The organism is Streptomyces aureus, from assembly GCF_001418135.1.
GTDB classification, from domain to species: domain Bacteria; phylum Actinomycetota; class Actinomycetes; order Streptomycetales; family Streptomycetaceae; genus Streptomyces; species Streptomyces aureus_A.
The window spans coordinates 23771-37673 of the sequence record NZ_LIPQ01000011.1 but is presented as its reverse complement, the minus strand read 5'-3'; the positions used below and the strand labels follow the sequence as shown (position 1 = coordinate 37673).

General features: G+C 70.4%; 12 protein-coding genes and 5 tRNA genes. 14 read left to right on the top strand and 3 right to left on the bottom strand.

Features of this window, described 5'->3' with window-relative positions; all coding sequences use genetic code 11:
* Positions 1 to 114: 114 nt before the first annotated feature.
* Both AOK00_RS01400 and AOK00_RS01395 read right to left on the bottom strand, forming a co-directional pair.
* Entirely contained in the window at positions 115 to 528 is a 414-nt protein-coding gene (locus tag AOK00_RS01400) for a roadblock/LC7 domain-containing protein (protein ID WP_055598486.1), read from the bottom strand.
* A gap of 9 nt (positions 529 to 537) precedes the next feature.
* A complete protein-coding gene (locus AOK00_RS01395; RefSeq protein WP_055598482.1) occupies positions 538 to 4362 on the bottom strand; it encodes a sensor histidine kinase in 3825 nt (1274 codons plus the stop codon).
* A 571-nt stretch (positions 4363 to 4933) separates the two neighbouring features.
* Between AOK00_RS01395 and AOK00_RS01390 the strand changes: the two genes are divergently transcribed.
* The 10 genes from AOK00_RS01390 (at position 4934) to AOK00_RS01345 (ending at position 9643) form a co-directional block, all read left to right on the top strand.
* Positions 4934 to 5137, top strand: coding sequence for a hypothetical protein (locus AOK00_RS01390; protein ID WP_030325552.1), 204 nt, complete (start codon positions 4934 to 4936; stop codon positions 5135 to 5137).
* A gap of 128 nt (positions 5138 to 5265) precedes the next feature.
* Positions 5266 to 6060: a fumarylacetoacetate hydrolase family protein gene (locus AOK00_RS01385; RefSeq protein WP_055598481.1), complete on the top strand. Its 795-nt coding sequence runs from the start codon at positions 5266 to 5268 to the stop codon at positions 6058 to 6060.
* Positions 6053 to 7528: a glutamate--tRNA ligase gene (gene gltX, locus AOK00_RS01380; RefSeq protein ID WP_079041778.1), complete on the top strand. Its 1476-nt coding sequence runs from the start codon at positions 6053 to 6055 to the stop codon at positions 7526 to 7528. The genes AOK00_RS01385 and gltX overlap by 8 nt, the downstream gene beginning before the upstream one ends.
* Before the next feature lie 83 nt (positions 7529 to 7611).
* On the top strand, positions 7612 to 8259 hold the full coding sequence (locus AOK00_RS01375) for a DUF4241 domain-containing protein (protein WP_055598479.1): 648 nt from the start codon (positions 7612 to 7614) through the stop codon (positions 8257 to 8259).
* 26 nt (positions 8260 to 8285) lie between these two features.
* Positions 8286 to 9008 carry an HAD family hydrolase gene (locus tag AOK00_RS01370; protein WP_055598478.1) on the top strand — a complete coding sequence of 241 codons (723 nt, stop codon included), beginning with the start codon at positions 8286 to 8288 and terminating at the stop codon, positions 9006 to 9008.
* A gap of 93 nt (positions 9009 to 9101) precedes the next feature.
* A tRNA-Gln gene (locus AOK00_RS01365) sits at positions 9102 to 9173 on the top strand.
* A 42-nt stretch (positions 9174 to 9215) separates the two neighbouring features.
* Positions 9216 to 9288, top strand: a tRNA-Glu gene (locus AOK00_RS01360).
* A gap of 84 nt (positions 9289 to 9372) precedes the next feature.
* Positions 9373 to 9445: transfer RNA gene (locus AOK00_RS01355), tRNA-Glu, on the top strand.
* Between the two features lie 14 nt (positions 9446 to 9459).
* Positions 9460 to 9531: transfer RNA gene (locus AOK00_RS01350), tRNA-Gln, on the top strand.
* Positions 9532 to 9570: 39 nt separating this feature from the next.
* A tRNA-Glu gene (locus tag AOK00_RS01345) sits at positions 9571 to 9643 on the top strand.
* Positions 9644 to 9775: 132 nt separating this feature from the next.
* Here the strand turns inward: AOK00_RS01345 and ndgR are convergent.
* Positions 9776 to 10492 (bottom strand): IclR family transcriptional regulator NdgR, encoded by a 717-nt coding sequence (ndgR, locus tag AOK00_RS01340; RefSeq protein WP_015036427.1) that lies wholly within the window; start codon positions 10490 to 10492, stop codon positions 9776 to 9778.
* A 140-nt stretch (positions 10493 to 10632) separates the two neighbouring features.
* Here ndgR and leuC point away from each other — a divergent pair, with 140 nt between their 5' ends.
* From leuC to AOK00_RS01320, 4 genes are all read left to right on the top strand, one after another.
* Positions 10633 to 12057 carry a 3-isopropylmalate dehydratase large subunit gene (gene leuC / locus AOK00_RS01335; RefSeq protein ID WP_055598477.1) on the top strand — a complete coding sequence of 475 codons (1425 nt, stop codon included), beginning with the start codon at positions 10633 to 10635 and terminating at the stop codon, positions 12055 to 12057.
* A 6-nt stretch (positions 12058 to 12063) separates the two neighbouring features.
* The gene (leuD, locus tag AOK00_RS01330) at positions 12064 to 12657 is read left to right on the top strand and encodes a 3-isopropylmalate dehydratase small subunit (RefSeq protein WP_055598476.1); all 594 of its coding nucleotides are present in this window, start codon (positions 12064 to 12066) and stop codon (positions 12655 to 12657) included.
* Between the two features lie 104 nt (positions 12658 to 12761).
* The gene (locus AOK00_RS01325; RefSeq protein ID WP_030325570.1) at positions 12762 to 12989 is read left to right on the top strand and encodes a hypothetical protein; all 228 of its coding nucleotides are present in this window, start codon (positions 12762 to 12764) and stop codon (positions 12987 to 12989) included.
* Between the two features lie 143 nt (positions 12990 to 13132).
* A complete protein-coding gene (locus tag AOK00_RS01320) occupies positions 13133 to 13828 on the top strand; it encodes an HU family DNA-binding protein (protein WP_055598475.1) in 696 nt (231 codons plus the stop codon).
* Positions 13829 to 13903 lie beyond the last annotated feature (75 nt).

Here is a 13903-nt window from a genome sequence, read left to right as displayed (position 1 = left end):
GGCCGGTGGGGGGCCGGGTGGGGCGGCCGGACGGATAACGGTGCCAGGGCGGTACGGAGGGGCGTACCGCCCTGTCGGTCGGTGGTGCGGTGAGGTTTTCCGTGAAGCGGCCGGCTAGTGGAGCAGGCTGCCCTGGAGCTCCGCGCGGAGATCCGGGGTGAGGACACTGCCGGCCCGGTCGGCCAGCAGCGTCATCTCGTAGCCGACGAGGCCGATGTCGCACTCGGGGTGCGCGAGCACGGCCAGCGAGGAACCGTCGGAGACCGACATGAGGAAGAGGAAGCCGCGCTCCATCTCCACCACCGTCTGCGCGACGGGGCCCCCCTCGAAGATCCGGGACGCACCCGCGGTCAGCGAGGTCAGTCCGGACGCGACCGCCGCCAGCTGGTCGGCACGGTCGCGGGGGAATCCTTCGGACATGGCCAGCAGGAGTCCGTCGGCGGAGACCACCACCGTGTGCGACACCCCAGGGGTGTTGTCCACGAAGTTGGTGATCAACCAGTTCAGATTCTGCGCCGCCTGGCTCATCGCGTTCAACTAACGCTCCTGCTGATGGTTCGGACCGAGGTGGTGATTACCCGTGGTCGAGTTACCTGCCTGCCGGCCCTGCTGGATACCGCGGCGCAGATTGGTCAGCCGGCCGCGGACGTCGTCGGGTGCACGCGAGACCTGGGGGCCGGCCGTGTGGGCCTGCTCCTGTGCGGTCCCGGGTACGAGGTTGGCCTTCGGCACACGCCGGGGAAGACCAGAGGTGGTGACACCGCCGGCCGCGGGCTTGCGCACCCGCTCGGCCTGGCGCACCAGCTCGTCGTTGGGCGAGGTCCGCCAGGCGGCCCCGCCGTTCTGGCGACCGTCGGCCGGGTCACCGGCCGGACGCTGCGCCGGAGCGGACGGCTGCGGCGCGACCGGGGTCTGCGCCTGCTGCTGTGCCTGCTGCTGGGCCTGCTCCTGGTGGAACCAGTTGGTCTCCAGCGTGTCGTACAGCGGCGTACGGCCGTCGCCCGCGCCCGCCGGCGGCAGCGCCTCCGGACGGCGCGGCTGCTGGAGCTGCGGCTGCTGGCCCTGCGGCTGACGCTGCTGCGGCTGGACCGGCTCCGGGCGCGGGGCGCCGAAGTCGCCGCTGCCACCGCCGGTGCGCTGACGCGGGGCCGGCGGCTGCGGGGCCTGCTGCTGCGCCTGCGGTACGTAGGGCTGGCGGCCGAACTGCTGCTGCTGGCCGCCCTGGTAGCCCTGCTGCTGCGGGGCCTGCTGCGGGCTGTTGAAGTCGGGCCGCGCGAACTGGCCGGTGGAGCCGGGGCCCTGCGGGGCACCGAAGTCGGGGCGCGGGAACTGCGCCGTCGACGCCGGGTCCTGGACACCGCCCTGGTACACCTGCGGGGCCTGCTGCTGCGGGGCCTGCTGCGGGCGGCCCTGCGACTGGGCCGCACCGAAGTCCGGGCGCGGGAACTGGCCCGTGGAACCGGGGCCCTGGGGCGCCGGGGCCGCGAACGAGCCGGTCGTCTCCGGGTCCTCGTGACCGCGCGGGGCGTCCAGCGGGGACATCTCCTGCTGCGGGCGGCGGGCCGGCTGCTGGGCCTGGTCGTTGCCCCAGCTCGCCCCCTGCGGGCGCTGCGGCTGAGGGTTGCCCCCCGGCAGCTCGGCGCGCGGGAACTCGTACCCACCGGTCTGCTGGGCACCCTGACCCTGGCCCTGGCCCTGCGGTGCGTGCTGCGGGGCGCCGGGTCCGGCCTGCGGGGAGCCCTGGCTGCCCCACACGTCCGTACGGGACGGGATGGCGCTCGCGGCGCCGCCGATGAGACCGCCGCCACCGGGGCCCGGCCGCAGCGGGTCGCCGCTCTGCGGGGCCTGGGGAGCCTGAGGGGCCTGCGGCAGCTGACCGGTCCGGTCGAGCGACGCGTTCTGCGGCTGCGGGGTACGGGACTGCGGGGCGCCCTGCGGGCCACCGGTGAGCGGCGCACCGTCACGGGCGGGCAGCGCGGCCCGGGGACCGCTCGTACCGACCTGGCCGCGCGGAGCGCCGCCGCCGAGCAGGCCGCCCGAGGGCGCACCACCCTGGCCCGGACGTCCGCCGGGGCCGCCGGCCGCGCCGGGACCGGCGGGAAGCCGGCCGCCCGGGGCGGAGGCACCCGGCGGCATCGCGCCCTGGCCACCGGCACCCGGCTTGGGCATCGGCTTCTTGCCGCCCTGGGCGACGTCGACCGGCAGCATGACGAGCGCGGTGGTGCCGCCCGAGTCGGAGGGGCGCAGCTGGATGCGGATGCCGTGTCGCAGGGACAGGCGGCCGACCACGAAGAGACCCATGCGTCGGGAGACGGAGACGTCCACGGTGGGCGGCGAGGCGAGCCGCTCGTTGATCGCGGCGAGGTCCTCGGGGGAGAGGCCGATGCCGGTGTCGTGGATCTCGACGAGCACCCGGCCGTCGGGCAGCGCGTGACCGGTGACCCGGACCTTCGTCTGCGGCGAGGAGAACGAGGTGGCGTTCTCGAGCAGCTCGGCGAGGAGGTGGACGAGGTCGTTGACGACCCGGCCGGCGACCTCGGTCGCGGGGACCGAGGCGAGTTCGATGCGCTCGTACTGCTCCACCTCGGAGGCGGCGGCACGGAGCACGTCGACCAGCGGGACCGGGCGGGTCCAGCGGCGGCCGGGCTCCTCACCGGCGAGGACGAGGAGGTTCTCACCGTTACGGCGCATACGCGTCGCGAGGTGGTCGAGCTTGAAGAGGGAGGACAGCTGGTCCGGGTCGGCCTCGCGCGACTCCAGCTCGGAGATGAGCGAGAGCTGACGCTGGATGAGGCCCTGGGAACGGCGCGAGAGGTTGGTGAACATCGCGTTGACGTTGCCCCGGAGGAGGGCCTGCTCGGCGGCGAGACGGACGGCCTCGCGGTGCACGTCGTCGAAGGCCGCGGCCACCTGGCCGATCTCGTCCCGGGAGTGCACACCGACGGACTCGACGGAGGTGTCGACGTCCTGCGGGTCGGACTCGGAGAGCTGCTTGACGAGCTCGGGCAGGCGTTCCTGGGCGACCTTGGTCGCGGTGTCCTGGAGCCGGCGCAGCGAGCGGATCATGGACCGGGCCACGACGAAGGCGCCGATGAGCGAGACGCCGAGGACGAGGAGGATCAGCGCACCGTTGACGATGGCGTCCCGCTGCGACTCCTGGCGGAGCTCACGGGCCAGGCTCTCCATGTCGCCGAGCAGACCGCGCTCGATGCGGTTCATGGTGGCGAGCTTGGTGCCGTACTCGTCGGTGAAGTTGAGGTGGCCGCGCCTGGGGCCGCTCTTCATGGCGTTGTCCATGTTGAGGACACGCTCGGCGTACTTCTCGGCGGCGGTGATCGACGGGTTGCCGCTGTTCAGGGACGCGAGTCGCTGGGTGGCGTCGCCACCGGTCGACTCGTAGATCGCCTGGAAGGACTGGAGCTCGCGGCCCTCGGAGTTGAGCGCGGCCTCGGCGTAGAGGCGGTCACCCTGCTGGATGTCGCCGGAGGTCCGGTCGCTCGGCGGCAGCGCCGCGGCGATGATCGCCTGCTGGATGGAGGCGTACTCCTTGGCGGACGAGAACGCGGCGAGCGCACGGGTCCGCTTGATCATCTCGGGGTTGCTGGTCGCCTGCGCCATGTCCTGGGAGAGGCTGAGCAGCGAGCGGATGAGACGGCTGTACGCCTCGACCGTCACCGAGTGGGAGACGTCCTTCTCGTAGGCGTTGCTCCGGATCGTGTGCAGACCACTGACCTGCGAGGCGATCTGGTTGACGTTCTGCCGGATGCTGCGCAGCGCCTCGTCGCCCTCGGTGGCCGGGATGGCCTCCGTGGCCTGGAGGAAGGCCTTGTACTCGAGGTCCGTCTTCCGGCGCGGGTTGGCGACCTGGTAGTCGCTGACCGGGCGGCCGTTGGAGAGCGGACCCGCGGAGAGGTCGCGCTCGGACTGGAGAGCCTGCGCGAGGTCGGTGGCCTCTCGGGTCAGCTTGGTGAGCAGCTGCATGTGGTCGAGCTGCTCCATGTCCTGGAGCGACTCGCTGATGCGGATGCCGCCCAGGGTGGTCGCGGCGACCACGGGGAGGGTGAGGAGCGCGACCAGGCGCGTGGAGATGCGCCAGTTGCGCAGGGCTATTCGAGGGCCGACCTCGTTCTCTGCCCGGACCTTGGGGGGTGCGTCGGACGGCGCGTCGGACGCGGCCGCGGCGCTCGTGCGCCTGCCGCCGTCACCGCCCTCGCCGGACGGTCCCTGACCCTGGTTCGGGGTGTGCGAGGCCGAGGGACCGCGGTCGGTCCCGGCACGCGGTTCCTGCTCCGCCGGAGCATCCGCTCGGCCCTGACGGGCCTGGGGAGACCCCGAGCCATCCCTCTTGAAACGTCCCTGCACTAGCGTCGCAACCTCTGGACCAGGCGTCCTTCCGGATGAACGGAGAGGACGGTGTCGGTGTCAATCGGGGTGCGTGGAGGGCACCCCAGGTGGTCGTCGGTGACCGGCGCAGTTCCCCCTTCCCCGCCACTAGGCCGGCGCTGCGTTGCGCCCCCTGCGCGCCGGCTTGAAACCCGCGGCGGTGCGTGGAATTCCAGCACAGTGCCGGACCTCCAACAAGGGCCGCGTGTCGCGCCGGGAGGGTCATGACAACCCGTACGCAGAGCGTCACCCCATGTAGAAGATGATCACGGAGGATTCGGACTTTTCCTCTCCAATGGCTGCGCGTACCCGTGTGTCCCAGTCGACATGATCAGGAGCGGAATAGAGCATTCAGTGGCGGAATGTCCCTTTCCGTGGCGACAGGCGACGGTCCGTAATGCCCGGAATATGTCGCCCGTGGTGAGCAAACTCACACGATGATCGATGTCTTAGCCATGCATTCGAAGGGAATCGCATGTTTAGCCTGACGCTTTACACCCCCTCGCGCCCGAACGCGGCGCCCGTTCCGGAACAAGGTCAGATCACCGCGATGAAGACGACGACGCCCGGCACCACGGCCAACCCCCGCCGTTCCACCCTCGTCCACCTCTCGGACGCCGCAGAACTCGGCCGGGTCGCCCTGCCCGAGTACGCGGTCGAGCTGCCGGCGAAGACGGCCAACCCGCGCCGCACCGTCCTCATGCAGCCGCCGGCCCCGTACCAGCCCCAGCCCTACGCCTCCGCGTCCCGCTGACGCCACCCCCGCAGCCGCCCGCGTCATCCTTGTCACCGGCCCGGTGACATCGCCGGTCGGCCGCCCCGCGCCGCGTTAGCCTGGAGCGTCAGACTCCAGCCAGCACCAAGTGAGGGGCGACAGCACTCGTGCGCATCGCCAGATTCTCCATCGACGGCAATGTGGCCTTCGGCGCCGTCGAGGGCGAGGGAACCGTCGAGTCCGGCGGCCTCGTCCTCGACATCATCAAGGGCATCCCGTACACCGACTTCGAGCTCAGCGGCACCAAGGTCCCGCTGAGCAAGGTACGGCTCCTGCCGCCCGTGCTCCCCAACAAGGTCGTGGCCATCGGCCGCAACTACGCGGAGCACGCCGCCGAACTCGGCAACGAGGTCCCCGACGTCCCCGTCGCCTTCTTCAAGCCCACCACCTCGGTGATCGGCCCCGGCGACGCCATCGAGTACCCCTCCTTCTCCAACGAGCTGCACCACGAGGCCGAACTGGCCGTGGTCATCGGCCGTATGTGCCGCGAGGTACCCCGCGAGCGCGTGAAGGACGTCATCTTCGGCTACACCTGCGCCAATGACGTCACCGCCCGCGACGCCCAGCAGCGCGAGAAGCAGTGGGCCCGCGCCAAGGGCTTCGACACCTCCTGCCCGCTGGGACCCTGGGTCGAGACGGACCTGAGCATCGCTGCCGCGAGCGACCTGACCATCCAGGCCACGGTCAACGGGGAACAGCGCCAGCTGGGTCGGACGAGCGACATGATCCGCTCCATCGAGGACCTGGTCGTCCACATCACCGAGGCCATGACGCTGCTCCCCGGAGACGTCATCCTCACCGGCACCCCCGCCGGGGTCGGCCCCCTCAACGTCGGCGACGAGGTCGCCGTCACCATCGAAGGCATCGGCACTCTCACCAATAGGGTGATCAAGCGTGGCTAACGCGAACATCCGCGTCCGTTTCTGTCCCTCGCCGACCGGCAACCCCCACGTGGGTCTGGTCCGCACCGCTCTCTTCAACTGGGCCTTCGCCCGGCACAACGAGGGCACCATGGTCTTCCGCATCGAGGACACCGACGCTGCGCGCGACTCCGAGGAGTCGTACAACCAGCTGCTCGACTCCCTGAAGTGGCTCGGCCTCGACTGGGACGAGGGTCCGGAGGTCGGCGGCCCGCACGCGCCGTACCGCCAGTCGCAGCGGATGGACATCTACAAGGACGTCGCCGACAAGCTGCTCGCCGGCGGATACGCGTACCACTGCTTCTGCACCGCCGTGGAGCTGGAAGCCCGTCGTGACGCCGCCCGCCTGGCCGGCAAGCCGTCCGGCTACGACGGCACCTGCCGCAACCTGAGCGCCGAGCGCATCGAGCGCTACCGCGCCGAGGGCCGCGACTCCATCGTCCGCTTCCGGATGCCCGACGAGCCGATCACCTTCACCGACCTGGTCCGCGGCGAGCTCACCTTCACTCCGGACAACGTCCCGGACTACGGCATCGTGCGCGCCAACGGCGCCCCGCTCTACACCCTGGTCAACCCGGTCGACGACGCCCTGATGGAGATCACCCACGTCCTGCGCGGCGAGGACCTGCTCTCCTCCACCCCGCGCCAGATCGCGCTCTACAAGGCGCTGATCGAGCTGGGCGTCGCCAAGGAGATCCCTTCCTTCGGCCACCTGCCGTACGTGATGGGCGAGGGCAACAAGAAGCTCTCCAAGCGCGACCCCGAGGCCTCCCTCAACCTCTACCGGGAGCGCGGCTTCCTCCGGGAGGGCCTGCTGAACTACCTGTCCCTCCTCGGCTGGTCCTTCTCGGCCGACCAGGACATCTTCACCATCGAGCAGATGGTGTCGAAGTTCGACATCGCCGACGTCAACGCCAACCCGGCGCGCTTCGACCTCAAGAAGGCCGAGTCGATCAACGCCGACCACATCCGCATGCTGGACGTGAAGGCGTTCGCCGAGGCCTGCGAGCCCTGGCTGCGGGCCCCCTTCGCCAACTGGGCGCCCGAGGACTTCGACCGGACCGCCTGGGAGGCCATCGCGCCGCACGCCCAGACCCGTGTCACCGTCCTCTCGGACATCACGGCCAACGTGGACTTCCTCTTCCTGTCGGAGCCGGTCTTCGACCAGCCCTCGTGGGACAAGGCGATGAAGGGCGAGCCCGCGGCCCTCCTCACCACCGCCCGGGAGAAGCTCGAAGGCGCCGACTGGAGCGACCCCGAGTCCCTCAAGAACGCGGTGCTGGCCGCCGGCGAGGCCCACGGCCTCAAGCTCGGCAAGGCGCAGGCCCCGGTCCGCGTGGCCGTCACCGGCCGCACGGTCGGCCTGCCCCTCTTCGAGTCCCTGGAGATCCTGGGCAAGGAGAAGACCCTGACCCGCATCGACGCGGCTCTGGCGAAGCTGTCGGCCTGACGGCTTCCGGATGCGACAGCGAGGGTCGGCGGCCGCGGAGGCCGCCGGCCCTCGTTGTCGTATCCGCCCCCTAGGGTGGGCCCATGACCTCGACTCCACCGGACTGCACCCGCTGGTTCAGGCCGGGAGCCGCCGCCCCGCCCGGGAGTGGAGGCGCCGTCCTCACCGTGACGGAGCTCGGCGAGCTCGGCCTTCCCACCGGGCGGCTGGTGGCCTGCGACCCGGTCGTCCACCTCGGGGACGACGACGAGCGGCCCGCGCCCTTCACCGTCACGGTCCCGCCCGGGAGCTACCCGGTCCAGACCGTCGTGGCCGAGGTCGAGCACCCCTTCCGGAACCGTGTGATCGCCGCCGCCCGGCTGGTGCTCCGGGAGGCCCCCGCCGTCCGCTGGGAGCCCGCTCTGGTCCCCGGCCAGGACCCGGCGGAGCTCGCCGACGGCGACTTCTTCGGCTACGGCGTGGACGCCGGCGTCGGCTGCTTCATGGACGCCTCCGCGCACCACGCCTTCCCCGGCACCCAGGACGAGGAGGGCGTCGTCTGGGAGGCGATGGACAGCGGGCAGCCCGGGCCGACGGCCTTCCTCGCCGAGGGCGTGGAGGGCCACACCGTCGCCGTCTTCGGCTCGGGCTGGGGCGACGGCTGCTACGCGACCTGGATCGGCCGCGCCGCCGACGGCGGGGCCGTCTGCTTCGTCACCGACTTCCGCGTCTTCCGCTTCGCCCCCGCCTGACCGCCGCCGCGCGGTACGGTCGGGTCATGACCATCCGCGCTGTGCTGTGGGACGTCGACGACACGATCTTCGACTACGCCCGCGCCGACCACGTCGGCATGAGCGCGCACCTGACGGCCGAGGGCCTGGTGGACGGATACGCATCCGTCGACCAGGCCCTCGGTCGTTGGCGGGAGCTGACCGTGCTGCACTGGCGCCGTTTCGAGGCCGGCGGGGTCGACTTCCAGGAGCAGCGGCGGGAGCGCGTCCGCGACTTCCTGGCGGAGCCGGGCCTGACCGCCGCGGAGGCCGACGGCTGGTTCGAGCGGTACGTCTCCCATTACGAGGCGGCCTGGGAACTCTTCCCCGACACCCTCCCCGTCCTGGACCTGCTGGCCGATGACTATCGTCACGGGATTCTGTCCAACTCCAGCCTCCACAACCAGGACCGGAAGCTGCGGGTCCTCGGCGTGCGGGACCGCTTCGAGGCCGTCCTGTGCGCGGCGGAGCTCGGGGTGGCCAAGCCGGCCCCGGAGGCCTTCCATGCCGCCTGTACCGCCCTTGACCTGCGCCCGAGCGAGGTGGCGTACGTGGGGGACCAGCCGGACATCGACGCCAGGGGCGCCGTGGAGGCGGGGCTGCGGGGCATCTGGCTGGACCGCGCGGGCACCGGCGGGCGCCCCGAACTGAAGCGGATCACGAGCCTCCGCGAGCTTCCGGCCCTGCTGGGAGGGCATACCCGTTTTGGAGCACCGTCCACCTTCGGGTAATGTTCTTCCTGCGCCGAGGGGAACAAGCCGAAAGGCAAGAACCCGGAAAGCGCAAGCCGAGCAAGATCCTCCCTGGTGGGGAAGTTGCCCCGGTGGCCTATGGTGTAATTGGCAGCACGACGGTTTCTGGTTCCGTTAGTCTTGGTTCGAGTCCAGGTAGGCCAGCTCGCAGAGCTTTATCTGCAACCTGTGGATGGCATCCACAAAGCCCCCGTTGTGTAGCGGCCTAGCACGCCGCCCTCTCAAGGCGGTAGCGCCGGTTCGAATCCGGTCGGGGGTACAGATCCATCCTGTAGGTCACTTGGGTAGCTCCCGGTGGATCTACGGTGACATCACCCGGTTCCGACCGGGTGGGATCGCTAGGGCCCCCGTTGTGTAGCGGCCTAGCACGCCGCCCTCTCAAGGCGGTAGCGCCGGTTCGAATCCGGTCGGGGGTACGGTGCAACCACCATGGCCTATGGTGTAATTGGCAACACTACGGTTTCTGGTACCGTCATTCTAGGTTCGAGTCCTGGTAGGCCAGCTCGCAGAGCTCATCTGCACCGCGGATCTGATCCGCAAGGCCCCCGTTGTGTAGCGGCCTAGCACGCCGCCCTCTCAAGGCGGTAGCGCCGGTTCGAATCCGGTCGGGGGTACAGAACGAGGAAGCCCTTCCCTTCGGGGGAGGGCTTCCTCGCTTTTCCGGTGCCGTACGTACGGACAACTCCGGCCCACCGCTGCGGCGTTGGAGCGGTGGGCCGGGACGAATCAGAAGGCGGGCGGGAAAGTCAGCCGGTGCGGCGGAGTGCCTCGGAGAGACGGGCCGCGGCGTCGATGACGGCCTGGGCGTGCATACGGCCCGGGTGGCGCGTCAGACGCTCGATCGGACCGGAGACCGAGACGGCGGCCACCACACGGTTCGACGGGCCGCGTACGGGTGCGGAGACGGACGCGACGCCCGGCTCCCGCTCACCGATCGACTGGGCCCAGCCGCGGCGCCGTACACCCGAGAGGGCCGTCGCCGTGAAGCGGGCGCCCTGGAGGCCGCGGTGGAGCCGCTCGGGCTCCTCCCAGGCCATCAGGATCTGCGCCGAGGAGCCGGCCTTCATCGTCAGCGTCGAGCCGACCGGGACGGTGTCCCGCAGGCCCGAGAGCCGCTCGGCGGCCGCCACGCAGATGCGCATGTCGCCCTGCCGGCGGTAGAGCTGGGCGCTCTCGCCGGTGACATCGCGCAGATGCGTCAGAACCGGGCCCGCGGTCGCGAGCAGGCGGTCCTCGCCGGCCGCGGCGGCGAGCTCCGCGAGGCGCGGTCCGAGGATGAACCGGCCCTGCATGTCACGCGCCACCATCCGGTGGTGTTCCAGTGCCACGGCCAGTCGGTGTGCCGTGGGTCGTGCGAGTCCCGTCGCCGCGACCAGTCCTGCGAGGGTGGCCGGACCGGACTCCAGGGCGCTCAGGACAAGGGCTGCCTTGTCGAGAACGCCTACGCCGCTAGAGTTGTCCATGCAACGATATTCGCGTCTCACTCTGTGAAACGCAAGTTCAATTTCCTGCGGAACTTGTCACTCTGGTGAGGCGGCCGCACAACGGCCCGCGAAACGGGTCTCTAGTTGTGCCGGCGTAGACGTCGGCCGGAGGGAAAGCGATGGGTAGGACACTCGCGGAGAAGGTCTGGGACGACCACGTCGTCCGGCGCGCCGAGGGCGAGCCCGACCTCCTCTTCATCGATCTGCACCTGCTGCACGAGGTGACCAGCCCCCAGGCCTTCGACGGCCTGCGCCAGAACGGCCGGCAGGTGCGGCGCCTCGACCTCACCATCGCCACCGAGGACCACAACACCCCGACCCTCGACATCGACAAGCCGATCGCCGACCCGGTCTCCCGCGCACAGCTGGAGACCCTCCGGAAGAACTGTGCCGAGTTCGGCGTCCGCCTGCACCCGCTGGGCGACGTCGAGCAGGGCGTCGTCCACGTGGTGGGCCCGCAGCTGGGTCTGACCCAGCCCGGCACCACCGTCGTCTGCGGAGACTCGCACACCTCCACGCACGGCGCCTTCGGCGCGCTGGCGTTCGGCATCGGCACCAGCCAGGTCGAGCACGTGCTCGCCACCCAGACGCTGCCGCTGGCCCGCCCCCGGACCATGGCCATCACGATCGACGGCGAGCTGCCCGAGGACGTCACCGCGAAGGACCTGATCCTGGCGATCATCGCCAAGATCGGCACCGGCGGCGGCCAGGGCTACATCCTGGAGTACCGCGGCTCCGCCATCGAGAAGCTCTCGATGGAGGCCCGGATGACCATCTGCAACATGTCGATCGAGGCCGGCGCCCGCGCGGGCATGATCGCCCCCGACGAGACCACCTTCGCCTATCTGAAGGGCCGCGCCCACGCCCCCGAGGGCGAGGACTGGGACGCCGCCGTCGCGTACTGGAAGACCCTGAAGTCCGACGAGGACGCGGTCTTCGACGCCGAGGTCGTCATCGACGCCGCCTCCCTGGCGCCGTTCGTCACCTGGGGCACCAACCCGGGCCAGGGCGCGCCGCTTTCGGCGAACGTCCCCGACCCGGCTTCGTACGAAGACGCTTCGGAGCGTCTGGCCGCCGAAAAGGCCCTGGAATACATGGGGTTGACCGCCGGACAGCCGCTGCGTGACATCAAGGTCGACACCGTCTTCGTAGGCTCCTGCACCAATGGCCGCATCGAGGACCTGCGCAACGCCGCCGCCCTGCTGGAGGGCCGCAAGGTCGCCGACGGCGTCCGCATGCTGGTCGTTCCCGGCTCGGTGCGCGTCGCCCTGCAGGCCGTCGAGGAGGGCCTGGACAAGGTCTTCAAGGAGTCCGGCGCCGAATGGCGGCACGCGGGCTGCTCGATGTGCCTGGGCATGAACCCCGACCAACTGGCTCCCGGTGAGCGCTCCGCGTCCACCTCGAACCGCAACTTCGAGGGCCGGCAGGGCAAGGGCGGCCGGACCCACCTGGTCTCGCCCCAGGTCGCCGCCGCCACCGCCGTCCTGGGCCATCTGGCCTCCCCGGCCGATCTGTCCGACGTCGCCACCACCGCGGGGGTCTGAGGAACCATGGAAGCTTTCACCACGCACACCGGCCGGGCCGTCCCGCTGCGCCGCAGCAACGTCGACACCGACCAGATCATCCCGGCGCACTGGCTCAAGAAGGTCACCCGCGACGGCTTCGAGGACGGTCTCTTCGAGGCCTGGCGCAAGGACGAGCAGTTCGTGCTCAACCGCCCGGAGCGGCAGGGCGCCTCGGTCCTGGTCGCCGGCCCCGACTTCGGCACCGGCTCCTCCCGTGAGCACGCCGTCTGGGCGCTCCAGAACTACGGCTTCCAGACCGTGATCTCCTCCCGCTTCGCCGACATCTTCCGCGGCAACTCGCTGAAGAACGGCCTGCTCACCGTGGTCCTGCCGCAGGAGACGGTCGACGCGCTCTGGGAGCTGACCGAGGCCGACCCGACCGCCGAGGTCACCGTCGACCTGGAGCGTCGCAAGGTCCTGGCCGCCGGGATCGACGCCGACTTCGAGCTCGACGAGAACGCCCGCTGGCGGCTCCTGAACGGTCTCGACGACATCAGCCTCACCCTTCAGAACGAAGCCGACATCGCGGCATACGAGGCGTCACGACCGGCCTTCAAGCCCCGTACAATTACGGTCTGAGCAGCGCTTTTCCAAGACTGCGCCCCCCACCGCCCGGTGGGGGGCGCAGTCGCTTGTTGAGACCCTGTCGGGCGACAACTCGCCCTAGATGGCACAATCGGTGCATGGAACGCGACAGCCAACTCGAGCTCTACGAGTCAGTCGCCGCCCGATTGAAGGAAGCGCACACAAGAGTGCGCTCACTGCAAGTCCCGGAGGGCGTAAGGATGGCGCTGTCCCGGAAGCTGCTGGTCGTGACGGCCGCGGCGAAGCACGATCTCAAGGACGCGGCAACGCGTCTGGACCGGTTGATGAAGGACCTCGACGAGGGCCGATTCCCAGAGGACGACTGACACCAAGAACTCCGCAGCGGATCTTCCGCGTTGCGGCACTAGGGTGATTAGCCCGTTTCGTGTTTGATTTGCGGTATATACATGCCTAACGTGCGAAAAAGCTTGAACACTTTCGTTCTGGCAATGTCTCCGAAGGGGAAGACGTGAACAAGGCGCAGCTCGTAGAAGCGATTGCCGACAAGATGGGCGGTCGCCAGCAGGCCGCCGAAGCCGTCGACCACGTGCTCGACGCCATCGTGCGTGCCGTGGTCGCCGGCGACCGGGTCTCGGTGACGGGTTTCGGCTCGTTCGAGAAGGTCGACCGTCCGGCCCGCTACGCCCGCAACCCGCAGACGGGTGAGCGGGTGCGGGTCAAGAAGACCTCGGTCCCGCGCTTCCGTGCCGGTCAGGGCTTCAAGGACCTGGTCAGCGGCTCGAAGAAGCTCCCCAAGGGCGGCGAGGTCTCCGTCAAGAAGGCACCCAAGGGCAGCCTGAGCGGTGGCGCCTCCGCCACTGTGAAGAAGGCCGCCGCCAAGAAGGCGTCCACCGCCAAGAAGGCCGCCGCGAAGAAGGCGACCCCGGCGAAGAAGGTCACGGCGGCCGCCGCCAAGAAGGCGACCCCCGCGAAGAAGACCACCACGGCCGCCGCCAAGAAGGCGACCCCGGCCAAGAAGGCCACCACGGCCGCGGCGAAGAAGACCTCCGCCGCCACCAAGAAGACCACCACGGCCGCCGCGAAGAAGGCGACGACGGCCAAGAAGACCGCGCCGGCCGCGAAGAAGGCCACGGCGACGAAGGCGCCCGCCAAGAAGACGACGGCGCGCAAGACGACCGCCAAGAAGGCCGCCGCCAAGAAGTAGGACGAGCGGTAGACACCCGCCGGGCCGGGCTCCCCCCAGGGAGCCCGGCCCGCGGCGCGTCCGGGGCCCCGCCCG

What these genes read in the sequence shown, in the direction of transcription:
- AOK00_RS01400 (WP_055598486.1), bottom strand. Translation starts at nt 528, where the DNA reads ATGAGCCAGGCGGCGCAGAATCTGAACTGGTTGATCACCAACTTCGTG.
- AOK00_RS01390 (WP_030325552.1), top strand. Translation starts at nt 4,934, where the DNA reads ATGAAGACGACGACGCCCGGCACCACGGCCAACCCCCGCCGTTCCACC.
- AOK00_RS01375 (WP_055598479.1), top strand. Translation starts at nt 7,612, where the DNA reads ATGACCTCGACTCCACCGGACTGCACCCGCTGGTTCAGGCCGGGAGCC.
- AOK00_RS01370 (WP_055598478.1), top strand. Translation starts at nt 8,286, where the DNA reads ATGACCATCCGCGCTGTGCTGTGGGACGTCGACGACACGATCTTCGAC.
- ndgR (WP_015036427.1), bottom strand. Translation starts at nt 10,492, where the DNA reads ATGGACAACTCTAGCGGCGTAGGCGTTCTCGACAAGGCAGCCCTTGTC.
- leuC (WP_055598477.1), top strand. Translation starts at nt 10,633, where the DNA reads ATGGGTAGGACACTCGCGGAGAAGGTCTGGGACGACCACGTCGTCCGG.
- leuD (WP_055598476.1), top strand. Translation starts at nt 12,064, where the DNA reads ATGGAAGCTTTCACCACGCACACCGGCCGGGCCGTCCCGCTGCGCCGC.
- AOK00_RS01325 (WP_030325570.1), top strand. Translation starts at nt 12,762, where the DNA reads ATGGAACGCGACAGCCAACTCGAGCTCTACGAGTCAGTCGCCGCCCGA.